Annotated in this window: 21 protein-coding genes; 10 read left to right on the top strand and 11 right to left on the bottom strand. The window is 69.6% G+C overall.

Features of this window, described 5'->3' with window-relative positions:
* Window positions 1-20: 20 nt before the first annotated feature.
* Entirely contained in the window at window positions 21-524 is a 504-nt protein-coding gene (gene purE, locus OX958_RS29195) for a 5-(carboxyamino)imidazole ribonucleotide mutase (protein ID WP_270133174.1), read from the bottom strand.
* A 12-nt stretch (window positions 525-536) separates the two neighbouring features.
* Window positions 537-1,709, bottom strand: a complete 1,173-nt coding sequence (locus OX958_RS29200; protein WP_270133176.1) for a 5-(carboxyamino)imidazole ribonucleotide synthase — start codon at window positions 1,707-1,709, stop codon at window positions 537-539.
* A gap of 175 nt (window positions 1,710-1,884) precedes the next feature.
* On the opposite strand from OX958_RS29200, the gene OX958_RS29205 reads away from it, so the two are divergent.
* From OX958_RS29205 to OX958_RS29215, 3 genes are read left to right on the top strand one after another with little or no spacing between them, the layout of a single operon-like run.
* On the top strand, window positions 1,885-2,433 hold the full coding sequence (locus OX958_RS29205) for a GtrA family protein (protein ID WP_270133178.1): 549 nt from the start codon (window positions 1,885-1,887) through the stop codon (window positions 2,431-2,433).
* A 42-nt stretch (window positions 2,434-2,475) separates the two neighbouring features.
* On the top strand, window positions 2,476-3,687 hold the full coding sequence (locus OX958_RS29210) for a GNAT family N-acetyltransferase (RefSeq protein WP_270133180.1): 1,212 nt from the start codon (window positions 2,476-2,478) through the stop codon (window positions 3,685-3,687).
* A gap of 60 nt (window positions 3,688-3,747) precedes the next feature.
* Window positions 3,748-4,833, top strand: coding sequence for a baeRF2 domain-containing protein (locus OX958_RS29215; RefSeq protein ID WP_270133183.1), 1,086 nt, complete (start codon window positions 3,748-3,750; stop codon window positions 4,831-4,833).
* A 1-nt stretch (window position 4,834) separates the two neighbouring features.
* On the opposite strand, the gene OX958_RS29220 is transcribed toward OX958_RS29215, so the two are convergent.
* Window positions 4,835-5,461 (bottom strand): PH domain-containing protein, encoded by a 627-nt coding sequence (locus OX958_RS29220; protein WP_270133185.1) that lies wholly within the window; start codon window positions 5,459-5,461, stop codon window positions 4,835-4,837.
* Window positions 5,462-5,613: 152 nt separating this feature from the next.
* Between OX958_RS29220 and OX958_RS29225 the strand changes: the two genes are divergently transcribed.
* Window positions 5,614-7,014, top strand: a complete 1,401-nt coding sequence (locus OX958_RS29225) for an OFA family MFS transporter (protein ID WP_270133186.1) — start codon at window positions 5,614-5,616, stop codon at window positions 7,012-7,014.
* A complete protein-coding gene (locus tag OX958_RS35420; protein ID WP_442913229.1) occupies window positions 7,011-7,118 on the top strand; it encodes an MFS transporter small subunit in 108 nt (35 codons plus the stop codon). Before OX958_RS29225 ends, OX958_RS35420 begins: the two co-directional genes overlap by 4 nt.
* Here the strand turns inward: OX958_RS35420 and OX958_RS29230 are convergent.
* The 3 genes from OX958_RS29230 to OX958_RS29240 all read right to left on the bottom strand — a co-directional run bounded on the left by OX958_RS29230 (window position 7,111) and on the right by OX958_RS29240 (window position 11,300).
* Window positions 7,111-7,863: a biotin--[acetyl-CoA-carboxylase] ligase gene (locus tag OX958_RS29230; protein WP_333486448.1), complete on the bottom strand. Its 753-nt coding sequence runs from the start codon at window positions 7,861-7,863 to the stop codon at window positions 7,111-7,113. The genes OX958_RS35420 and OX958_RS29230 overlap by 8 nt on opposite strands.
* A 56-nt stretch (window positions 7,864-7,919) precedes the next feature.
* Entirely contained in the window at window positions 7,920-10,559 is a 2,640-nt protein-coding gene (locus OX958_RS29235) for a phosphoenolpyruvate carboxylase (protein ID WP_270133189.1), read from the bottom strand.
* Window positions 10,560-10,661: 102 nt separating this feature from the next.
* Window positions 10,662-11,300 carry a TetR/AcrR family transcriptional regulator gene (locus OX958_RS29240; RefSeq protein ID WP_270133190.1) on the bottom strand — a complete coding sequence of 213 codons (639 nt, stop codon included), beginning with the start codon at window positions 11,298-11,300 and terminating at the stop codon, window positions 10,662-10,664.
* A 77-nt stretch (window positions 11,301-11,377) separates the two neighbouring features.
* Here OX958_RS29240 and OX958_RS29245 point away from each other — a divergent pair, with 77 nt between their 5' ends.
* The 3 genes from OX958_RS29245 to OX958_RS29255 all read left to right on the top strand — a co-directional run bounded on the left by OX958_RS29245 (window position 11,378) and on the right by OX958_RS29255 (window position 13,738).
* Window positions 11,378-11,851: an SCP2 sterol-binding domain-containing protein gene (locus tag OX958_RS29245; RefSeq protein ID WP_270133191.1), complete on the top strand. Its 474-nt coding sequence runs from the start codon at window positions 11,378-11,380 to the stop codon at window positions 11,849-11,851.
* A gap of 75 nt (window positions 11,852-11,926) precedes the next feature.
* Window positions 11,927-13,516 carry an acyl-CoA carboxylase subunit beta gene (locus OX958_RS29250; RefSeq protein ID WP_270133193.1) on the top strand — a complete coding sequence of 530 codons (1,590 nt, stop codon included), beginning with the start codon at window positions 11,927-11,929 and terminating at the stop codon, window positions 13,514-13,516.
* Window positions 13,517-13,528: 12 nt separating this feature from the next.
* On the top strand, window positions 13,529-13,738 hold the full coding sequence (locus OX958_RS29255) for an acyl-CoA carboxylase subunit epsilon (RefSeq protein ID WP_270133194.1): 210 nt from the start codon (window positions 13,529-13,531) through the stop codon (window positions 13,736-13,738).
* A gap of 3 nt (window positions 13,739-13,741) precedes the next feature.
* On the opposite strand, the gene OX958_RS35295 is transcribed toward OX958_RS29255, so the two are convergent.
* Together OX958_RS35295 and OX958_RS29270 are read right to left on the bottom strand one after the other, a co-directional pair.
* Window positions 13,742-14,929, bottom strand: coding sequence for a Maf family nucleotide pyrophosphatase (locus OX958_RS35295; RefSeq protein WP_333486449.1), 1,188 nt, complete (start codon window positions 14,927-14,929; stop codon window positions 13,742-13,744).
* Between the two features lie 8 nt (window positions 14,930-14,937).
* Window positions 14,938-16,629, bottom strand: coding sequence for a DUF885 domain-containing protein (locus OX958_RS29270; protein ID WP_270133195.1), 1,692 nt, complete (start codon window positions 16,627-16,629; stop codon window positions 14,938-14,940).
* 90 nt (window positions 16,630-16,719) lie between these two features.
* Between OX958_RS29270 and OX958_RS29275 the strand changes: the two genes are divergently transcribed.
* Entirely contained in the window at window positions 16,720-18,072 is a 1,353-nt protein-coding gene (locus OX958_RS29275; protein ID WP_270133196.1) for a neutral zinc metallopeptidase, read from the top strand.
* Between the two features lie 18 nt (window positions 18,073-18,090).
* Here OX958_RS29275 and OX958_RS29280 read toward each other — a convergent pair whose 3' ends face one another.
* Window positions 18,091-18,444, bottom strand: coding sequence for a hypothetical protein (locus OX958_RS29280; RefSeq protein WP_270133198.1), 354 nt, complete (start codon window positions 18,442-18,444; stop codon window positions 18,091-18,093).
* Window positions 18,445-18,568: 124 nt separating this feature from the next.
* Here OX958_RS29280 and OX958_RS29285 point away from each other — a divergent pair, with 124 nt between their 5' ends.
* Complete coding sequence (locus OX958_RS29285; RefSeq protein ID WP_270133200.1) at window positions 18,569-19,501, top strand: hypothetical protein; 933 nt, start codon at window positions 18,569-18,571, stop codon at window positions 19,499-19,501.
* Window positions 19,502-19,807: 306 nt separating this feature from the next.
* On the opposite strand, the gene OX958_RS29290 is transcribed toward OX958_RS29285, so the two are convergent.
* Entirely contained in the window at window positions 19,808-20,140 is a 333-nt protein-coding gene (locus OX958_RS29290) for an MmcQ/YjbR family DNA-binding protein (protein WP_270133202.1), read from the bottom strand.
* 53 nt (window positions 20,141-20,193) lie between these two features.
* Window positions 20,194-21,609, bottom strand: a complete 1,416-nt coding sequence (locus OX958_RS29295; RefSeq protein WP_270133203.1) for an MFS transporter — start codon at window positions 21,607-21,609, stop codon at window positions 20,194-20,196.
* Window positions 21,610-21,638: the final 29 nt, after the last annotated feature.

A 21,638-nucleotide genomic window follows, 5' to 3' on the forward strand; every position in this document is an offset into this window, starting at 1 on the left:
TGTGGAAAACCGTGTGAGTGTCAGCTTTTACGCAGCTCTGCCGCGCCATCACGCACAGTACTGCCCTTGGCCCGGGCCACCTCGGCCAGGTTCTCCTGGAACGCCGTCATCCTGGCCAGCAACTCCTGGTCGAACGCCGCGAGCATCCGGATCGCCAGCAGCCCAGCATTGCGGGCGTTGCCGATCGACACCGTCGCGACCGGGACCCCGGCGGGCATCTGCACGATCGACAGCAGCGAGTCCATCCCGTCGAGGTACTTCAGCGGCACCGGTACGCCGATCACCGGCAGCGGGGTGACGGAGGCGAGCATGCCGGGCAGGTGCGCGGCGCCACCGGCACCCGCGATCAGCACCTTGAGCCCGCGCTCGTGCGCCGCCTTCCCGTAGTCGATCATCTCGACCGGCATCCGGTGCGCGGACAGCACGTCAGCCTCGAACGGCACGCCGAACTCGACGCACACCTCGGCGGCCGCCTTCATCGTCGGCCAGTCGGAGTCCGACCCCATCAGGATTCCCACGGTCATCAGTCGCTGCTTTCACTCGTCGATGGTGCCGGTCAGGTACGCCGCCGCGTGCCGGGCCCGCTCGCGAACCTCGTCCAGGTCGTCGCCGTACGCCGTGACGTGGCCGACCTTGCGGCCGGGCTTCACGGACTTGCCGTAGAAGTGGACCTTCAGGCCCGGGTCCCGCGCCATGCAGTGCAGCAGCCCGAGATGCATGTCCTCGACATCGCCACCCAGCACGTTCACCATCACCGTGTACGGCGCCCGCGCGGCCGGCGAGCCGAGCGGCAGATCGAGGACCGCGCGCAGGTGGTTCTCGAACTGGCTGGTGACCGCGCCCTCGATCGACCAGTGACCGGTGTTGTGCGGGCGCATCGCGAGCTCGTTGACCAGCAGCCGGCCGTCGCGGGCCTCGAACATCTCGACCGCGAGGATGCCGACCACGCCCAGCTCGCCGGCGATCCGCAGCGCGGTCTGCTGAGCCTGCGCGGCCTGGTCGGAGCTCAGCCCGGGAGCCGGCGCGGTGACCTCGACGCAGATCCCGTCCCGCTGGACGGACTCCACGATCGGGTACGCCACCGCCTGGCCGTGCGGGGAGCGCGCGACGATCGCGGACAGCTCGCGGACGAAGTCGACCTTCTCCTCGGCCAGGATCGGCACCTTGGCGGCGAACGCCTCGGCGACCGCGGGATCGTCGGCGCTGGTGGCGACCCAGACGCCCTTGCCGTCGTACCCACCGCGGGTGGTCTTCAGGATGATCGGGAAGCCACCGACGCGCTGGGCGAAGTCGTCGATGTCCGCCTTGGACCCGACCACCTGATGGGCCGGAGCGGGGGCGCCGATGGTGTCCAGCCGCTCCCGCATCACCGCCTTGTCCTGCGCGTGCACGAGGGCGTCGGGGCCGGGGCGGACCTTCACTCCCTCGGCCTCCAGGGCCCGGAGCAGCTCGGTCGGGACGTGCTCGTGGTCGAAGGTGACCACGTCGGCGTCAGCCGCGAACCGGCGTACGGTCTCGGGGTCGCGGTGGTCGCCCACCGGGGCATCGGCCACGGCCTGCGCCGCGGAGACGGCCGGCCCCTCGGCCAGCACCCGCAGCTGGACACCCAGCGCGACCGCGACCTCCTGGGTCATCCGGGCCAGCTGGCCACCGCCGACCATGCCGACGACCGGGGTTCCGACGGGAAGGTCCTTGCGCTCGAACTTCACGGGGGCGAGCCTAATCTGCGGACACCCCCGTCCCGGCGGCGGCGTCGTCCGGAGGCCGGGCGGGCGTCAAGGCAGCGTCAAGGTGACGGCGGAGATTTCGGGGTCCGACCCGTGGCCGGGTACCGTGGGAAGCTGCCCTCCCAGTGTCCGTGTTCACAGAGAGTCTCCAGGACCGTTGAAGATCGTCACAACGCTGTACCGCCAGGTGGAGCACCTGGTGCACGAAGTGGCCAAGTTCGGTCTGGTCGGACTGCTCGGTATGGTCGTCGACCTGCCGATCTACAACTGGCTGGTCTTCGACAACCCGCTCGTGTTCGGTGCGTCGGGCGACGGCATGCTGCACGACAAGCCGGTGACGGCGAAGTTCATCTCGGTCACCATCGCCACCATCGCGACCTACCTGGGCAACCGGCACTGGACCTGGCGGCACCGTGAGCGCACCGGGCTGCACCGCGAGTACGTGCTCTTCTTCGTACTGAACGGCATCGGCCTGCTGATCGCGGCCGGCTGCCTCGGCTTCTCCCGGTACGTGCTGGACCAGCACAGCTGGCTGGCCGACAACATCGCCGCCAACTTCGTCGGCCTGGGCCTGGGCACGCTGTTCCGCTTCTGGTCCTACCGCAAGTTCGTCTTCAAGGAAGAGATCGCCCTGGAAGAGGCGGAGCACGGCACCGAGCAGCACCCGGCCGCCGACTCCACCGGCGACCTTCCGGTCATCCGCTGATCGCTGCTGACCGGGGTCACCCGTCCGTGTGAAGATGCGGTGGTGACCGATTTCGACGTACGCCCGGCCGAGTCCGGGGACTACGAAGAGCTGGGCGCCGTGTTCGCCGGGGCGATGATGTTCGAGCCCTCGGCGGACGAGCTCGGCCGGAGCCAGTTCGAGCCCGAGCGGGCGCTGGCGGTGACCGACGGCGAGCAGATCGTCGGTACGACGCGGGCGCTGACCCGCGATCTGTCCGTCCCCGGCGCGGTGGTGCCGGCGGCTCACGTGACCGGAGTCGGCGTGCGGGCGACGCATCGCCGCCGCGGGATCATGGCGCAACTGATCAGCCGGCAACTGCGCGACGTACCGGAAGCGATCGCGGTGCTCTGGGCCAGCGAATCCGGCATCTACGGCCGGTTCGGCTACGGCGCCGCCGCGTTCGGGACGTCGTACGAGATCGACCTGCACCGGGTCGGGCCGCCGAGTGGGCGGACGGCTCCGGGCGAGGTCAGCGTGTTGCCCGCCGATGACGCCGCCAAGGAACTAGCTCCGCTGTTGCGAACGCTGCAGGAACGGCGCCCAGGCATCTCCGGCCGCTCCGAGCTGGGCTGGCAGCAGCGCTTGGTGGACAAGCCGGAGGAGCGTGGCGGCAAGACCGCCCGCCAGGTCCTGGTGCATCGTGACGAGACGGGCACCATCGACGGGTATGCGCTCTGGCGCGGCAAGCTGAACTGGGGGCCGACCGGACCGGCCAACGAGGTGTACCTCGAAGAGCTGGTGACCGTGCGGCCCACGGCGTACAAGGCACTGTGGCAGCACCTGCTCACCCTGGATCTGGCCGGCACGCTCCACTTCGGCTTCGCCGCCGTCGACGAGCCACTGCAGCAGCTCGTCACCACTCCGACCGCGCTGAACCGGCGCGTGAGCGAATCCCTGTGGGTCCGCGTGACCGATGTGGCCCGCGCCCTCGGACAACGCCGGTACGCCGTCGCGGTCGACCTGGTGCTGGAGGTGGCCGACGAGCTGATCCCGGCCAACGCCGGCCGCTACCGGCTGACCGCCGACGGCGCTTCCGTGCGCTGCGAGCGGACGGACGACGCGGCCGATCTGAGCCTGTCCGTGACCGAACTCGGCGCGACCTACCTCGGTGGCCGCAGGCTTGCCGAGTTCGCCGCGACCGGACGGGTCACGGAGCACACGCCCGGCGCTCTCGATCTCGCCACGGCGGCCTTCGGCTGGCCGGTCGCGCCGGTCAGCGTGGAGATTTTCTGACGGTTGCGATTCCCGGCCGCCGTCAGGTTTTCCGGCGGTCGGCCGGGGAACCGGGCCGACATGGATGTCACGCGACTGAGCAGGATCTTTACCGAAGACGGGCCGTTCGCGAGCGTGCTGCTGGACGTGAGCCGCGATTCGGAGACCGGGGCGCACGAGCAGGAACTGCGGGTGCGTGCCGCTGCCGAGGAGCTCGCCCAGGCGGGCGCGCCGGCCGAGGTGGTCGAGGCCGTCTCCGAACGGCTGAGTGAGCAGGTCGACCTGCCGGCTCCGGCGGCCAGGACGGTGGTGGCCAACCGGTCCGGGGTCGTCTTCGACGAGGTGACTCACCAGCGGGTGGATCCGCCGTCGGTGGGCTGGGGACCGCTGCCGGATCTGGTGGGCTGGCTGCACCTGGCTGACCGCAACCTCCGGTTCGTGCTGGCGTTGGTCGACCACGAGGGCGGTGATGTGGCGGTCTACAACTCCGACATCCCGGAGCCCGAGAGCCAGACTTCGGCGGGTGGCGAGACCACCCACGTGCACAAGGTTCCGGTCGGTGGCTGGTCGGCGTTGCGCTACCAGCACGAGACGGAGAACGTCTGGAGCCGCAACGCCGACGCTGTCGCCGACGAGGTGCAGTCGGTGATCCGTAGCGGCGTCCGGCTGGTACTCGTGGCGGGTGACCCGCGCTCTGCCGCCCAGGTGACCGAGCGGCTGGAGAACACGCCGGCGACCGTGGTGCGGCTGGAATCCGGCGGCCGGGCGGAGGACGGTGGTGACGAGGCGCAGCAGCAGGCGATCCGAGAGGCGCTGATGGCGCACGTGGTGAGCCGGCGGCTGGAGCTCGCGCACCGCCTCAAGGACCAGCTCGGGCAGGACTCGGCGGTCGCCACCGGCGTCCGCGAAGTGGCCGAGGCGTTCGTGCGTGGCCAGGTGGACACGCTGTTACTGGATCCGGCCGAGGCGGCGGAGTTCGAGGTCGTCGTACGGGAGCATCCTGGGCTGGACCTGGGCGCAGTACCGGCGGACAAACCGCTGCGGGCGGATCAAGCGCTGGTGGCCGCTGCTGTCCGCACCAGCGCCAACGTGGCCGTGCTCCCCCGTGCAGTGCTCGGAGGTTCACCAGTGGCCGCGCTGCTGCGCTGGGACGACAGCAGCAACTGAGTCAGCGGCGGTCGTTGTCCTCTGAGCTGAAGAGGGTCTCGGAGTCCGGCTCGGGATTCGCGGCGGGGCGCGGCTCCCGGCGCCGGACCTGGTGTTCCGGCACGGCCTCGTCGTCGAGGATGCCGTCGCCGGGCTTGCCCTCGGGACCACCGAAGAGCAGGTCGGACATCCGCAGGTGCATCCGCTCGACGTGTGGGACGTCAGGCAGGATCACCTGGCCGCCTTCGCTGGCGGACTGGATCTGCAGCGTCCCGCAGCCCAGCATCCGGTCGATCAGACCGTGCTCGTAGGAGACGTCGTTGATCCGCATCAGCGGGATGTCCCGGCCGGTCCGGGTCAGGATGCCGTGCCGGGTGATCAGCCGCCGGTTGGTCAGCGTGTAGGTCGAGAAGAACCAGTTCAGGAACGGCTTGGCGCCGAACACGAGCAGCGCCAGCAGCCCGGCGACGCCGATCGCGATCCGGGCCGGAGTCTGCAGGTTGCCCTCCGGTACGACGGCCGCGAGGAACCCGCCGCCGGCCGCCACCACGAGCAGCAGGAACACCGGGAAGATCAGTGCCTTCCAGTGCGTCCGGGTGCTGACGACGACGTGCTCGTCCTCACCCAACAACTTCGCCGAGATCGCCATGCCCCCACTCTCCCAGTTCCGGGGTCCGCTTGTCGCGGCCCGACACGATGGTTGAAGCCTCCATAATCCAATACTTCACGAAGGGATACAGTCGGGCAGGATGCGCGAAGGGGTGCGCGCGAACCGGGGGCGCCGACCTAGAAGGAGCCGGGATGGGCATCTTGTCCGTACTCGATCGCGAGCACACGATCGCACCACCGGGGTACAGCCGCTGGCTGATCCCACCGGCCGCGCTCGCGGTGCATCTGTGTATCGGCCAGGCGTACGCGACCAGCGTCTACAAGACCTCGCTGACCAAGCACTTCGACGCGAGCCAGACCGAGATCGGGGTCATCTTCAGCATCGCGATCGTGATGCTGGGCCTGTCCGCCGCGATCGGCGGCACCTGGGTGGAGCGCAACGGCCCTCGCAAGTCGATGTTCGTCTCCGCCTGTTTCTGGGCCGCCGGGTTCGGAGTAGGGGCCCTGGGCATCGGTACCGGTCAGCTCTGGCTGGTCTACCTCGGGTACGGCGTGATCGGCGGCATCGGCCTCGGAATCGGCTACATCTCCCCGGTCTCCACCCTGATCAAGTGGTTCCCCGACCGCCCGGGACTGGCCACCGGCCTGGCGATCATGGGCTTCGGCGGCGGCGCCCTGGTGGCCAGCCCGCTGTCGCGCCAGCTGCTCAGCCTGTACGACGACAACTACGACCCGGGCAACTCCGCCTCGGTGGCCGGCGGCAGCGCGCTGGTCGCCCTCTTCCTGACCCTGGGCATCGGCTACTTCGTGATCATGATGTTCGGCGTCTTCAACATCCGGGTCCCGGCCGACGGCTGGAAGCCGGACGGCTTCGATCCCTCGCAGGTGAAGGCCAAAGCCCTCGTCACCACCTCGAACGTCTCGGCCGCGAACGCGATCAGGACTCCGCAGTTCTGGCTGCTCTGGGTGGTCCTGCTCTGCAACGTGACCGCCGGTATCGGCATCCTGGAGCAGGCCAGCCCGATGATCCAGGACTTCTTCCGCGGCGACGTCGGCGGCAAGTCGACCGTGGCCGTCGGTGCGGCCGCCGGGTTCGTCGGCCTGCTGTCGATCTTCAACATGGCCGGGCGGTTCGCCTGGTCGACCACGTCGGACATCATCGGCCGCAAGCCGATCTACGCGATGTACCTCGGCGTCGGGATCATCTTCTACGCCCTGCTGGCCACCATCGGCCACAACAGCACCGCGCTGTTCGTCCTGTTCGCCGCGGTCATCCTGTCCTTCTACGGCGGCGGGTTCGCCACCGTCCCGGCGTACCTGCGGGATCTCTTCGGCACCTACCAGGTGGGCGCGATCCACGGCCGGCTGCTGACCGCGTGGTCGGTGGCCGGGGTCACCGGGCCGCTCATCATCAACGGGTTCCTCGACCGGGAGGGCAAGCCGGGCACGCTGACCGCCGAGGCCTACCGGCCGGCCCTGTTCACCATGGTCGGCGTACTGGCGATCGGGTTCGTCGCGAACCTGCTGATCCGGCCGGTCGCCGAGCGGTTCCACGAGAAGTCCCAGTCAGCTGCAGCGGAGGCCACGAAATGAACCAGACCCCTCGCCTCGTCGTCTCCTGGGCGCTGGTGGCCGTCCTGCTCGGCTACGGCATCATCCAGACCCTGATCACCGCGGCAAAGCTCTTCACTAGCTAGTACTCCGCAGATGCGTGACATCGCCGGCGGCCAGCGAATGGGGGCCGTCGGCGGTCAGCACGATCAGCCGGCCGTCGGAGTCCAGGTCTGAGGCAGTGCCTTCCAGGAACACCCCGTTGGGCAGCTCCACCCGGACCTGCCGTCCGAACGTCGCCGACAGCTCGCGGTAGTCCGGCAGGATCACTTCCGGATCCCCGTCAGCCCGCACCCAGGCCTCGTAGCGAACAGCAAGCTCCCGCAGTACCGCGGCCAGCACCGTGGCCCGGTCCGTCGTCGCTGCACCCTCCAGCGCCATCGACGTAGCGACCTCTGTCGGTCGTTCGTCCGCTCTGAGGGTCACGTTGAGCCCGATGCCGACCACTGCTGCCGGTCCGTCGATCCGCTCCAGCAGGATGCCCGCCAGCTTGCGGTCCTCCACCAGTACGTCGTTCGGCCACTTCACCTGCGCCGGGATCTCACCCACCTGCCGAACTGCGGACGCGACGGCCAGCGGTACCAGCAGCCCCAGCCACGGCCACCTGTGGGCAGGAATGCCCGTCGGACGCAGCAACGCCGACATGAGCAGCGCAGAGCGTGCAGGAGTCGTCCACGTGCGGCCCAGCCGCCCACGACCCGACGACTGGTACTCCGCCGCCACCACGAGCCCCTCAGCCGCTCCGGCGCGCGCCGCCGCCGCTACGACGGCATTGGTCGACTCTGTCTCCGCCAGTACGTCGATCTGACTCCACAGGGAGCCAGATCGCACCAGCCGGCCCCGCAAGTACTTCGCGTCGAGGGGCGGCCTCTCCAGATCGCCGAACATCAGCCGGTGTTCTGCAGGCCGGCGGCAACGCCCGACACGGTCAGCAGGAGCAGTCGCCTGGTCCGGACGATCTGCTGCTCGTCGAGCGAGTCGTCGGTCCGCAGGGTTCGCAGCGCGCGCAGTTGCAGGTAGCTCAGCGCATCGACGTACGGGTTGCGCAGCTCGACCGCTCGGCCGAGCACCCGGCGGCCGCTGAGCAGCCGGTCGCCGCCGAGCACCTTGAGCACCCACTCGGTGGTCAGCTCGTGCTCGTCCAGCATCTGCTGGGTCAGGCCGGGCCGGTCGCCCAGCTCGAGGTAGCGACCGAGGATCCGGCGGTCGGTCTTCGCCAGTGACATCTCGGCGTTCTCGAGCATCACCTGGAACAGCGGCCAGTGCTTGTTCGCGTCCTGCAACAGCGCGACGTCGTCGACGGCCGACAGCGCGGAGCCCAGCCCGTACCAGCCCGGCGCGTTCACGCGGGCCTGCGACCAGGCAAACACCCACGGGATCGCCCGCAGGTCCTCCAGCGACGACACCGCCACACCACGGCGGGCCGGGCGGGAGCCGAGCGGCAGCTGCCCGAGCTCCTCCAGCGGCGTGACCCGCCCGAACCACTCGGCGAACCCTTCCGCCTTCACCAGCCGGTGGTACGCCGTCCGCGAGGCCTCGTCCATCGTCTTGCCCACCACGGCGAAGCGCTCGGCGGCAACGGTCGCGCGCTCCTCGATCCCCGGTGTGGACGCCAGCAGCGTGGCCGCGGTGACCTGCTCGATGTGCCGCTGGGCGATCGCCGCGTTGCCGTAGCGAGCCGGGATGGCCTCCCCCTGCTCGGTCAGCTTGAACCGGCCCGAAACCGACCCAGGCGCCTGCGCCAGTACGGCGCGGTTGGCGGGGCCTCCGCCGCGGCCGAGTGCTCCGCCACGGCCATGGAACAGGGTCAGGCGGATCGCGTTGCGCTGAGCCCACGCGGTGATGCGCGCCTGCGCGTCGTACAGGGCCAGGGTGGCCGACACCGGGCCGACGTCCTTCGCCGAGTCGGAGTAGCCGAGCATGACCTCGAAGCGGCGGTCGTTGGCCGTCAGGCGGTGCCTGACCCGGGTGAGCTGGATCGCGTTGTCCAGCACCTCCACGGAGTTCTGCAGGTCTTCGCCGGTCTCGAACAGCGGTACTACGTCCAGGTCGATCGGCCGGCCGTCCATGGCGGCGTCAGCCAGCTCGTAGACCGCCGCGAGGTCACCCGCGTTGCGGGTGAAGGACACGACGTACCGGCGGCAGGCCTCGGGGCCGAAGCGCTGCTGGATCTGCCCGATGACACGCAGGGTGGCCAGCACCTCCTCGGTCTGGTCGGAGAGCTCGCCGCCGCCCAGCACCTCCTCCAACGCCTTGGTGTGCACGGAGGAGTGCTGCCGGACCTCCAGCTCGGCCAGGTGGAAGCCGAACGAGGTGACCTGCCAGATGAGCTGCTGCAGCTCGCCGTACGCCTGCCGCAGGGCTCCTGCGCTGACCAGGGAGTCCTGCAGGACCTTCAGCTCGTGCAGGAAGTCGGAGGCCCGCGGGTAGCCGAAGTCGGCGTCCCGGCCACGGGTGGCGGCCAGCCGGCGGGCCGCCAGCAGCAGGAGCTGGCGGTGCGGCTCCGAGGGCGAGCGGGTCTCGATGTCGGTGATCAGCTCCGGGTTGACCGCCCGGGCGTCCTCGAGGATCCGGCGGACCGGCGCTGAGGGCGGGGTGGTCGCCGAGTCCAGGGTGAGCGCCCGGCCGAGCCGGTCGGTCGCCAGCTCCAGCGCACGCAGTACGTGGTCGGCCTGGATCTGCATGGCCTCGCGGGTGATCGCGGCGGTGACGTTCGGGTTGCCGTCGCGGTCGCCGCCGATCCAGGAGCCGAGCCGGACGAAAGGAGCCACCACGGGCTGCTTGATCCCGGCATCCTCCCCCGCCAGCGCGTCGTCCAGCCGGCGGTAGACGTTGCCGACGACGTCGAAGAGGGTCTCCTCGAAGACGGCCATCGCCGAGCGCACCTCGTCCAGCGGCGTCGGCCGGCTGGTCCGCAGCTGCGACGTACGCCAGAGGATGTCGATCTGCTCGATCAGGCGGCGCCGGTTCTCGGCCAGCTCGGAGTCACCGGCCCGCGGGTCGCTGCGCTCTTCCAGCAGCGCCGAGATCCGCCGGATGGTCGCCAGTGCGGCCCGGCGGCGCGCCTCGGTCGGGTGGGCCGTCAGCACCGGCCGGAACTCGAGCCCGGTGAGCAGGGCACGCGCCTGCTGCTCGCCGGCGTCGGCGCCGATCTGCTCGACCGCCTGGGCCAGCTCGGAGACCGCCGGCGCCTCACCTGAACGGTCGCGCTCGCGCAGTACCCGGGCGCGGTGCAGCTCCTCGCTCAGGTTCGTCAGGTGGAAGTAGCAGGTGAACGCGCGGGCGACGTCCTCGGCCCGCTCGTGCGGCCAGGAGGCGACCAGTGCCTCGGCGCCCTCACCGTCTCCGGCGATGGTCAGTTCACGAAGCTTCTCCACGTCGTCGAGCAGCGGCTGACCCGCGTACTCGACCAGGATCCGGCCGAGCAGCTCGCCGAGCAGCCGCACGTCGGCGCGCAGCTCCTCGGGCACTTCGAAGCGTGCGCGGGTACGGGTACGGGCGTTCGCCTGACTGCCGGTCTCGGTCACGTTCGCCCACGATATCCGTGGCCACGCTCTCTCGCTTCCCAGTCCGACCAGTGAGCGCAGATCGTGACGAAATGTGACCGAACAGGTGAGCTCCGTGACTGATCAGACCGACCGGAAACCGCCACCGACGACTTGGGAAACGGTCTTGGCGAGTTGGGCCGGGGTGCGGTCGGTGCCGTCGACGACCAGCATCCGGGCGCAGCTCTCGGTCATCGAGGCGAGCATCTCGGCCAGCACCGGCAGGTTCGCGTCCGGGTCGGTGACGGCTGGCAACGATTTCACCAGTGTCAGCCGCAGACCCTCTACCAGGAAGGCACGCGCTGCCCGGACCCGCTCGGCCACCGCGGGCGCCGCGCCGTACTGGGCGCCGAAGACGATCCGCCAGGAATGCGGCGATTTGGCGGCCGTCTCCAGGAACGCGGTGAGCCCCTCCAGGACGTGCTCCTCCGGCGTACCGACGGCCGGTTCAGCCGGTAGCGCGGCCATGATCGACAGGACCAGGTGCTGCTCCTCGCGGGCCAGCAAGGCGAGCAGCAGCTCGTCGCGGTTGGCGAAGGAGTCGTAGACCACAGGCTTGGTGACCCCGGCGGCGTCGGCGACCGTCTGCATCGTCGTACCGGCGAAGCCGCGCTCGGAGAACACCTCGAGAGCAGCATCCAGGATCAGCGGGCGCCGGCGCTCCGGGCCCAGGTGCGCGGCACGGCGGCGAGGTTCCGCAACCGGGTCTCTAGGGCTGACCACTTGACAAAGCTATCAGAGCATAGGAAATTCCTACGGTCTGGTAGGAACTCGTTCCACCAACCGCCGGGGAGGTCTGGGTGGCCGAACGCGGCAGCGCGCGGTGGCTCGAACACGACTTCGCCGCACTCGAGGTGGGTGAACTGGCCCGCCTCGTGGACCGGACCTCGGAGCGAGAGCTCCGGCATCGGCTCATCGGGGGAGTCCGAGAGATCGCGTTGCGCGAGATCTTTCGCCGGATGCCGGAGTACCTCCGCCCGGCCCGGGCGGAGGGTTTCGACGCGATCGTCGCCTGGCAGATCACCGGCGCGGGCGGCAGTGGCAGTGGGATCGACGAGTTCCGGATCCGGGTCAGCGACGGCGCCTGCCAGGTGCTGACCGACCACTCCGAACCACCCGCGATCTCGGTCCGCACCGACCCGGCCACGCTGCTGAAGATCGTCACCGGCAACGAGGACCCGGTCCTGGCCGTCCTCAAACAACGCCTCTCGGTCCGCGGCGACCTGGCCCTCGCCGCCCGCCTCACCAAACTCTTCGCCGTGGGTCCCCGCTGAGCCCGTACTGCGCAGTAACGTCTGCGGTAGACGTCACAGCACACGAACCGCTCAGGGAAGTTAGGCTGCCCGCTTATGGGAGAGACCGTGAACATCCACACCACCGCCGGGAAGCTCGCGGACCTCGAGCACCGGCTGGACGAGGCCGTGCACGCCGGGTCCGAGCGCGCGGTGGACAAGCAGCACGCCCGCGGCAAGAAGACCGCGCGGGAGCGGATCGCGCTGCTGCTGGACGAGGGCTCCTTCTCCGAGCTGGACGAGTTCGCCCGGCACCGCTCGACCTCCTTCGGGCTGGACGCCAACCGCCCGTACGGCGACGGCGTGGTGACCGGTTTCGGCACCATCGACGGCCGGCAGGTCTGCGTCTTCGCCCAGGACTTCACCGTCTTCGGCGGCAGCCTGGGTGAGGTCTTCGGCGAGAAGATCGTCAAGGTGATGGACCTGGCGATGAAGATCGGCTGCCCGCTGATCGGCATCAACGACTCCGGCGGCGCCCGGATCCAGGAGGGCGTGGTCAGCCTCGGCCTGTACGGCGAGATCTTCCGCCGCAACGTCCGGGCCTCCGGCGTGATCCCGCAGATCTCGCTGATCATGGGCCCGTGCGCGGGCGGCGCGGTCTACTCCCCCGCGGTCACCGACTTCACCGTGATGGTGGACGAGTCGTCGTACATGTTCATCACCGGTCCGGACGTGATCAAGACCGTCACCGGCGAGGACGTCACCCAGGAGGAGCTCGGCGGCGCCCGGACGCACAACACCAAGTCCGGCAACGCGCACTACCTGGGCAGTGACGAGGAGGACGCGATCGACTGGGTGAAGGCCCTGGTCGCGCACCTGCCGCAGAACAACCTCGAGGACCCGCCCGCCTACGACTTCGACGCCGACCTGGAGGCCGGGGAGACCGATCTGGCCCTGGACACGCTGATCCCGGACTCGCCGAACCAGCCCTACGACATGCACGCGGTGATTGAGGCGGTCGTCGACGAGGGCGAGTTCCTCGAGGTCCAGTCGCTGTTCGCGCCGAACATCATCGTCGGTTTCGGCCGGGTCGAGGGCCGCCCGGTGGGCGTGGTCGCGAACCAGCCGATGCAGTTCGCCGGCACCCTGGACATCGACGCCTCCGAGAAGGCGGCCCGGTTCGTCCGCACCTGCGACGCCTTCAACGTGCCGATCCTGACCTTCGTCGACGTTCCCGGTTTCCTGCCCGGCACCGACCAGGAGTGGAACGGCATCATCCGCCGCGGCGCCAAGCTGATCTACGCGTACGCCGAGGCGACCGTCCCGATGATCACCACGATCACCCGCAAGGCCTACGGCGGCGCCTACGACGTGATGGGCTCCAAGCACCTCGGCGCCGACATCAACCTGGCCTGGCCGACCGCGCAGATCGCCGTGATGGGCGCCCAGGGCGCGGTCAACATCCTGCACCGCCGCGAACTCGCCGCCGCCGCCGAAGCGGGCGAGGACATCGAGGCCCGCCGCCGGCAGTTCATCACCGAGTACGAGGACCACCTCGCCAACCCCTACATCGCGGCCGAACGCGGCTACATCGACGCGGTGATCAGGCCGAGCGAGACCCGCGCCGAGATCATCCGCGCCCTCCGCCTGCTCCGCACCAAACGCGACACCCTCCCGCCGAAGAAGCACGGCAACATCCCGCTCTGATCGGAGCCCACGATGACTGACCCCGTACTGCGGATCGCCAAGGGCGACCCGACCCCCGAAGAGCTGGCCGCCCTGATCGCCGTCGTCTCGGCCCGAGCCGCAGCGGCCCCCGCTGCTCCCTCAGCCCCCACCACCGCCAGCGACTGGGCCACCTACTGGCGCAACCACACCCGCCCGCTCCACCCAGGCCCCGGCCGCTGGAGGGCCAGCGCCCACCCGTAAGCCTCAGCTGGCCCGGCGGAACCGGATCAGCGGGTAGAGCGGTACTGCGGTGTTGCCCCGGGCCGGGCCGGTGAAGCTGGTCGCGCCGTCCAGGTAGAGGCCGTGCTGGGCTGCGCGGGCCACCAGGAGCGGGAGCGCGTCTTCGGCTCGGTGGTCGTCGGGGTTACGGCCGTCGGCGTAGCGTGCTGCCTCCGACTTCTCGGTGGTGGCGATGAACACGCCGTCGGGACGGAGTACCCGGGAGACCTCGGCCAGGATCGGGTCGCTGTCATCGACGAGGTGCAGCAGCCAGATCGCCAGTACTGCGTCGCAGCGGCGGTCGGCGATCGGGAGTCGCGTGGCATCCGCGGCGGCGAGGTGGCCGGGCAGCCGCACGCGGGCGTGGTGGAGCATCGCGGCCGAGAGGTCCACGCCGTGCACGAGGTTGCCCTGGGCAACCAGTTCGGCGGCGACCAGGCCGGTGCCGACGGCGAGCTCGAGGACCCGGCCGCCCTTGGGGAGCAACTCCTGGATCGCGTCGGCTGCGGCTCGGGCACGCTCGACGCCGCCGCGGCTCTCGTCGTACTGGGCGGCCTCGGCTTCGTCGTACCGGAGTTTGCGGGGCTTGGCCCACAGCGAGGGCCAGGCGATGCCGACCTCGGCCAGCATCCGGCGGACCAGCGGCAGCGAGATGCCGACCACGTTGTGGTAGTCGCCTTCGATACCGCGCACGAACGGTCCGCCGAGGCCGTCGACGGTGAACGAGCCCGCGACCACCAGCGGTTCGCCGGTCGCGACGTACGCCTCGATCTCCGGCTCGGTGAACTCGGCGAAGTGCACCGTGGTGGAGGCCAGTTCGCGGATCTCCTGGCGGGAGGACGTGTCGAACAGGCAGTGCCCGGTGTGCAGGACGCCCGATCGGCCGCTCATCATCCGGAGCCGCTCGCGCGCGATCTCCGGCGTACCGGGTTTGCCGTAGGCGACGCCGTCGATCTCCAGGACCGAGTCGCAGCCCAGCACGGTCGCGTGGTCATCCAGCGTGGAGACGACCGCGCGTGCCTTCAGCACCGCGAGTGTCCGGGCCAGCTCTCCCGGGTTCTCGGCGGTGACGTGGTCCTCGTCGACGCCGGAGACGATCACCTCCGGCTCGACCCCGGCGTTGCGCAGGGTCTTGAGCCGGGCCGGTGAAGCGGAGGCCAGGACGAAACGCACCGGCGCGCTCACAGCTTGGCGAGGGCGCGACGCAGCGGATCCAGGCCGATCGAGCCCAGGTTCAGCGCGTCGGAGTGGAAGGTCTTCAGGTCGAACGCGGAACCCTTGCGCTGCCTGGCTTCTTCGCGTGCCTGCAGCCAGATCCGCTCACCGACCTTGTACGACGGCGCCTGCCCCGGCCAGCCGAGGTACCGGTTCAGCTCGGCCTTGAGGAACTCGGTCTCCATCCGGCAGTGCGCGCGGAGGAACTCGTACCCGAGCTCCGCGTTCCACCGCTCACCCGGCCGCCAGCCGAACGGGTTGCCCGCCGGCACCTCCAGCTCCAGGTGCATGCCGATGTCGACGATCACCCGGGCCGCGCGGAAGGCTTGCGCGTCCAGCATGCCGAGCCGGGCACCGGGCTCTTCCAGGTAACCGAGCTCCTCCATCAGGCGTTCGGCGTACAGGGCCCAGCCCTCGCCGGTCCCCGAGACCCAGCAGCCGACGCGCTGCCAGCGGTTCAGCAGATCCGCGCGCAGCATCGTCTGGGCGACCTGGAGGTGATGGCCCGGAACGCCCTCGTGGTAGACGGTGGTGACCTCGCGCCAGGTGGCGAAGTCCTCGACGCCGGCCGGTACGGCCCACCACATCTGGCCCGGCCGGGTGGTCAGGTCCTCGCTCGGCGGCGTGTAGTAGATCGACCCGTCGGAGGTCGGGGCGATCATGCACTCGATCCGGCGGATCGCGTCCGGGATGTCGAAGTGGGTGCCGGCCAGCTCGGCGACGGCGGCGTCGGCAAGCTGCTGCATCCAGTCGCGGAACGCCTCCTTGCCGTGGATCTTGCGGGCCGGGTCGTTGTCGAGCAGCGTGGCGACGGCCTCGATGTTGCGGTCACCGGCGTTCAGGTCGGCGGCGATGCCCTGCATGTCGCCCTCGATCCGGGCCAGCTCCTCCCAGCCCCAGGCGTAGGTCTCCTCGAGATCGACGGTCGCGCCGAGGAAGTCGCGGGAGGCGAGGGCGTAGACGTCGCGCCCGCAGGCGTCCCGGCTCGGCGCCTGCGGCAGCAGCTCGGTCGTGATCCACTGACCGAACTGGTCGTAGGCCTTCCGAGCCGAGGCGGCGGCCGCCTCGACGGCGGCCTTGACCGGGCTCTCGGGAGCCTTCGCGGCCAGCCCGGAGAAGAAGTCGTCACCCTCGGCGCCGGTCCAGCTGGCGATCCGCTCGGCCAGCACATTGACCTGGCGGGCAGCCGACACCCGGCCGACGGCGGCCTGCTCGGCCAGCGTCTCGCGGTAGCCGTCGAGCGTCGTACCGACCAGGTTGAGCCGGATCGCGATCGTCTCCCAGTCGTCCTGCGACGCGGTCGGCATCAGGTCGAAGACCTGCCGGATCTCGCACGGCACCGAGGCGATCCCGTTGAGCTGGGACTGCGGAACACCTGCTTCGTACCGCTCCAGTTCGAGCCCGAGCCGCTCCAGCAGCGCGTCCTTGGCCACCTCTTCACGCGGCGAGGACACCTGTACTGCGGACGCTTCGGCGAGCGTCCGGCGGTTCAGCTCGATCAGCGCCTCGTACCCGGCCGGGGAGAAGTCCGGCAACTGGTGGTCGTGGCCCTGGATGCCCATGAAGGTCGCCTGGGTCGGCGCAAGCTCGGCAAAGGTCTCTAGGAACTGCTCCGAGATCTGGTCGATCGGGCTGTTCGGTGTGGTCGCGTCCGTCACCAGGCCGACACTACCGCGCAGCTGAGCCCGGAGGCCGGTACTGTGGCGCTCTCTCGCCAGTGGAACGACGCTGGTGTCGGTGAAAGGGATATGGGGTTGACGCAGCCGCCGTACGGTCAGCAGCCAAGCGGGCCCTACCAGAATCAGCAGCAGCCGCCGCCGTACCAGCAGAACCAGCCGCGGCCGCCGTACCAGCAGCAACCGCCCAACCAGCCGCCGTACCAGTACGGTCCGCCGTCGGTGGCGCCGCAGCAGGGGCAGGGGTTCGGCTGGGGGCCGCAGTTCGCTCCGCCGCCCGGGCCGCAGGGCTACCCGCAGCAGGGACCGCCTCCGGGATACCCGCCGCGCCAGGGGTTCCAGGGGCCGGGCTCCCAGGGGCCGGGGGGCTTTCAAGGTCCGGGCTTCCAGGGGCCAGGGTTCCAGGGGCCGGGGTTCCAGCCGGGCTGGCAGCCGCAGTTGCCGCCGCGGAAGAAGTCCAAGGCTCCGCTGTTCGCGATCCTGAGCGTCCTGCTGGTCGGTGTGGTCGGCGCCTGGGCCTTCGGGGTGATCAGGAAGAACGCCGACAACAACTACACCCAGCCGGAGCCCACGCAGCCGACGTACCGGACGACCGAGCAGCCGAGCCCCACCCGCTCCACGGAACCGACCACCGCGCCGACCACCCAACCGACCAGCAGCGAGCCGACCACGACCTCGACGGAGAAGCCGGGAGTCGCGGACCTGGACGTCGTGGCCAAGAACGCGCTCTACAAGACCGGCCAGATGCGTACGGTGAACTGCAAAGAGCCGAACGTCCGGCCGAACACGGCCGCCAACGCCGCGAAGTACTGGGCCCGGCTCAAGCCGTGCCTGGACCAGTCCTGGGCGCGGCAGATCGCACTGGCGGGGTACGACTTCAGGGCGCCGTCGATGATCTACTGGTCGGGCGTCAGCGTGAGCAACCCGTGTGGCGCCGGAGCGGTGTCGGTCCCGTTCTACTGCCCGGCCAACCACATGATGTACATGAAGGTCGACAACTTCGTGAAGACCTACAACCAGTACCCCGACGCGGAGAACAAGGCCTACTCGCGGATGTGGTACTCCCGGTCGATCGCCCATGAGTACGGCCACGCCATGCAGTCGGTCACCGGCATCCTCAAGGCCTCGCAGAACCTCCGGTACGACGCGGCCACCTACGCCGACCGGCTCCGGATGACCCGCCGGATGGAGCTGCAGGCCAACTGCCTCGCCGGCGTCTTCCTGGCGGCCAACAAACGCAGCTACCCGATCAACGGGATCATGCTGCAGGTCTGGAACAAGTGGGTGGTGACGTCGGGTGACAAGCCGAACCTCGGCACCCACGGCAGCTCTGCCAGCCAGGCACGCTTCATGGGCCGCTCTTTCGTCACCGGCAACCCAGCCAGCTGCAACACCTTCTCGGCCTCACCTGCCAACGTGAACTGACAACAGCCGGTACTGCGGCTACTGGCCGGTCTTGGCGTCCAGTAGCTGCAGTAACTCGTGCGCGGCCAGCTCAACCTCCTTGTGCCGCCACTCGGAGGCGCGGTAGACGCAGGCGATCAGCCCGGACCGGTGCAGCCGCCGCAGGTCGCCGTACCCGAAAGCGAAGCGGCCCTTGGTGTCCTCCCCGGCCCCAACAGTCAGCCCGAGATGCCACCGCCCGTACTCCTCCCAGGAGTGCCTCTCGAGGTACTTGTTCTGCGCCTCCGCGTTCGGCTGGACCGCACCCCACTCGCTGTCCAGCACGTACTGCCGGCTCTCGATCAGCTGCTTCGCATACTCCACAGCCGCTTCGTTGACCTCGTACTTCGCCATACCGAACTGGTGCCCAGCTTGCCGGGCAGTGATGCGTGTCAGCCATGGGGAACCCAGCGCAACAGCCAATACACCGAGCCGCCGGACCGGAGCTGACTCGGCCTGGGTGGCTACAGTCCGGGTCATGGGCGAGCTGAACGGTACTGAGGACTACTGGCTGGAGGGCGGCGTCGACGCCATCACGCGGGGTGGCGAGAACGGCTTCCTGCAAGAGGTCGATCGGGTCATCGACCTCCTCGGTACGGACGAGTCGTGGCTGGCCTGGTGGCGACGGATCAGCGACGCGCCGACACTGGAGGTCCACATGATGGTGCTCAGAGCGGAGCACGAGGGGCCTGCCGAGGAACGAGTTCTGCGTGGCCGGAAACGGCACCTGGTGGAGATGCGCATCGACCTCGAGGTACTCGAACCGCTCGAGCCTGACGAACGCAGGCTGCTTGCGCTGCCCGCAGTTCTGGAGGGCGTCTCGCGAGCACGGTCAGCGTTGAATCTGTCGGGCGAGATCCCGAAGCTTCCGGACGATGTGCGGCCGGCCCCTCTCAGCCCGGGTGTGATCCGGCGCAGGCGTCTTCGTGAACTCCGCGGCGAGACGAATGCGCCGCTCCCTGACGGATCGTTGCCAGGTGGCGGTGGCTGGGAGGCCGGCGTGGCGGCGGTTCGCTCTGTTCTGCGCCCGGAGGCGGAGCGACTTTCCCGAGTTCCGGCCGTTGCGTCGCAGGATCCCATCGGCGGCGAACTCGTGGTCGAGATCCACGTTCCGTTGGACGAAGCCGGCGGCATCCTGCCGGGTGATCCCGGCTACGAGTTCGGCTGGATCGACGGTATCGAGGAATTCCTCGACGACGAGTCGAGTGACGGTAGCTTCGACATCTACGACGGAGGCGAGGAAGTCGACGACGCCTACGTCTTCTTCGTCGCCGGCGCCACCGCGGAGGTCCTGCTCCGTGTCGCCGCCGAGGTCGCCGTACTGCCCGGCGTTCCATCGGGTGCTTTTGCCGTGGTCACCGACGACCAGAGCGAGGAAACAGGAACCGGCCTCCGTGTCGCGCTCAACTGAGCCCGTCACCTTTGCACAGTCGAACGGCCGCCCCGGTGGTTGCGGCTTCTGGCTTCGGTGTTGGTGGGGCCATCTACGACGGGCGGGCCGACGCGTGGGAGTAGGCTCATCCGGTGCTCGCCGCGGTGGCGCTCTTCTTGTTCTTCGGCCTGCTGATGTTCAACGCACCACCTACCTCCTGAGCCCGTTGGTCAGCGCACTGGTCAGCGTCGGCTTCTCGGCCCCCTTCGCCTCGTGAGCTGTGTGGCAGGCACACACAACAGGTCCCGCACGCGCTGCCCAACCACGTGATCAGCTGGCTCAAGGTCAGCCCTCGGCGGCCAGGGTTTCCGGTGCTACCTGGCGCCAGGAGTCAAGGACGATGTCGTGGAGTTCGCCGGCGTCTTCGAGGGCGGTGAGGCGGGCGCGGACCCAGCTGGAGAGGGCTTCGTGTTTGGGGACCCAGAACTTGTCCGGCTCGGCGGCGATGAGTTCGGCGCGTTCGAGGCGGGGGCAGCGGACGGCGAAGGAGGTCTGGTCGTCGGGGAGGGTGAGGAACATCCGGCCGGCGACGTCGAAGGTGGGGTGGCCCCAGCGTTCCTTCTCCACCGCCTGCGGCAGCGACAGGGCGATCCGGCGTACGTCGTCAGCGTCAAGCACGACGACACACTAGTGGCCGGGACCGACAGTGCGGTCCCGGCCATCAACAGCGATCAGCGGCGACGGCCTGGGAGAAGCAGAGCCAGTACTGCGCCGACCGCGACGATCGCGGCGCCGACCCAGACCGCCGGCACCAGGCCGTCGACGTACCCCTCAGGGCTTGCGTAGGAACCGGTGGAGGCGAAGACCGAGGCCAGCACCGCGACTCCCATCGCCACGCCTACCTCCCGGATGGTGCTGTTGGTGCCCGACGCCACGCCACGGTCGGAGTCGGTGAAGCTCGCCATCACCACGCTGGCCGACGGGGCGAAGGTGAGGCCCATGCCGATCCCGGCGAGCACGAACGGAGCGATGTACGAGTTGTAGGCGACGTCGGTGGTGGTGACCAGGGCGATCCACGCCAGGCCTGCGGCGAGGAGGAACTGTCCCGACGCGATCAGCACCCGAGGACCGACCCGGTCGACCACGAGCCCGGCGAGCGGCGCGACCACCATCGGCGCCATCGTCCACGGCAGCGTTCGCAGACCTGACTCCAGTGGCGAGTAGCCCTGCACCACCTGGAAGAACTGCGCCAGCAGGAAGACCGCGCCGAAGACACCGACCGAGAAGGTGAACGAGATGGTGTTGACGACGCTGAACGCGCGCGACCGGAACAACCGCAGCGGCAGCATCGGAGCCGGTGTCATGTGCTCCCAGGCGAGGAAGGCGATCAACAGCGCGCCGCCACCGATCAGTGCGGCCAGCACCTGGGCGGAGCTCCACCCGTCGTCGGCTCCGTGCACGACGCCCCAGACGATGGCGAGCACAGCCGTCGCGGACAGCACCAGACCGAGCAGGTCGAGCTTTTGCGGGCGCCCACGGGACTCGGTCAGCACTCGCGCGGCCAGCGGCAGCGCGATCAGGCCGATCGGCACGTTCAGCCAGAAGATCCACTGCCAGTTGATGCCGTCGACAACCGCTCCCCCGACGACCGGTCCGACCGCGACGCCGAGACCGGAGATCCCGCCCCAGATACCGATGGCCGCACTGCGCTGACGAGCCGGTACGGCGGCCGCCAGCAGCGTCAGCGACAACGGCATCACCGCGGCCGCGCCGACGCCCTGGATCGCGCGGGCGCCGATCAGCATCCACGGCTCGGTGGTCAGCGCGCAGGCCGCCGAGGCGACCGTGAACAACGCCAGCCCGGCCAGGAAAATCCGCCGCCGGCCGAGCCGGTCACCGATCGCCGAAGCGGTGAGCAGCAGTGCGGCGAAGGACAGCGTGTACGCGTTGATGAACCACTGCAGGTCCGAGAGCGAGGCGCCGAGCTCGGCCTTGATCACCGGCAGCGCGTTCGTCACCACCAGGTTGTCCAGCGTCACCATGAACACCGGGATGCCCACCACGGCGAGCACGGTGGCCAGCGAGCGCCGTCCGGCGGGCTCGTCGACCGCCGGATCGCCGGCCGGTTCGAGGGCGGTCGTCGTCATGTCCAGCTCCCTTGTTGTTATCGACTGAT

It is taken from the genome of Kribbella sp. CA-293567, assembly GCF_027627575.1.
Lineage (GTDB): Bacteria > Actinomycetota > Actinomycetes > Propionibacteriales > Kribbellaceae > Kribbella.

What these genes read in the sequence shown, in the direction of transcription:
- OX958_RS29275 (WP_270133196.1), top strand. Translation starts at nt 16,720, where the DNA reads ATGGGGTTGACGCAGCCGCCGTACGGTCAGCAGCCAAGCGGGCCCTAC.
- OX958_RS29280 (WP_270133198.1), bottom strand. Translation starts at nt 18,444, where the DNA reads ATGGCGAAGTACGAGGTCAACGAAGCGGCTGTGGAGTATGCGAAGCAG.
- OX958_RS29225 (WP_270133186.1), top strand. Translation starts at nt 5,614, where the DNA reads ATGGGCATCTTGTCCGTACTCGATCGCGAGCACACGATCGCACCACCG.
- OX958_RS29250 (WP_270133193.1), top strand. Translation starts at nt 11,927, where the DNA reads ATGGGAGAGACCGTGAACATCCACACCACCGCCGGGAAGCTCGCGGAC.
- OX958_RS29285 (WP_270133200.1), top strand. Translation starts at nt 18,569, where the DNA reads ATGGGCGAGCTGAACGGTACTGAGGACTACTGGCTGGAGGGCGGCGTC.
- OX958_RS29220 (WP_270133185.1), bottom strand. Translation starts at nt 5,461, where the DNA reads ATGGCGATCTCGGCGAAGTTGTTGGGTGAGGACGAGCACGTCGTCGTC.
- purE (WP_270133174.1), bottom strand. Translation starts at nt 524, where the DNA reads ATGACCGTGGGAATCCTGATGGGGTCGGACTCCGACTGGCCGACGATG.
- OX958_RS35420 (WP_442913229.1), top strand. Translation starts at nt 7,011, where the DNA reads ATGAACCAGACCCCTCGCCTCGTCGTCTCCTGGGCGCTGGTGGCCGTC.
- OX958_RS29215 (WP_270133183.1), top strand. Translation starts at nt 3,748, where the DNA reads ATGGATGTCACGCGACTGAGCAGGATCTTTACCGAAGACGGGCCGTTC.
- OX958_RS29295 (WP_270133203.1), bottom strand. Translation starts at nt 21,609, where the DNA reads ATGACGACGACCGCCCTCGAACCGGCCGGCGATCCGGCGGTCGACGAG.
- OX958_RS29255 (WP_270133194.1), top strand. Translation starts at nt 13,529, where the DNA reads ATGACTGACCCCGTACTGCGGATCGCCAAGGGCGACCCGACCCCCGAA.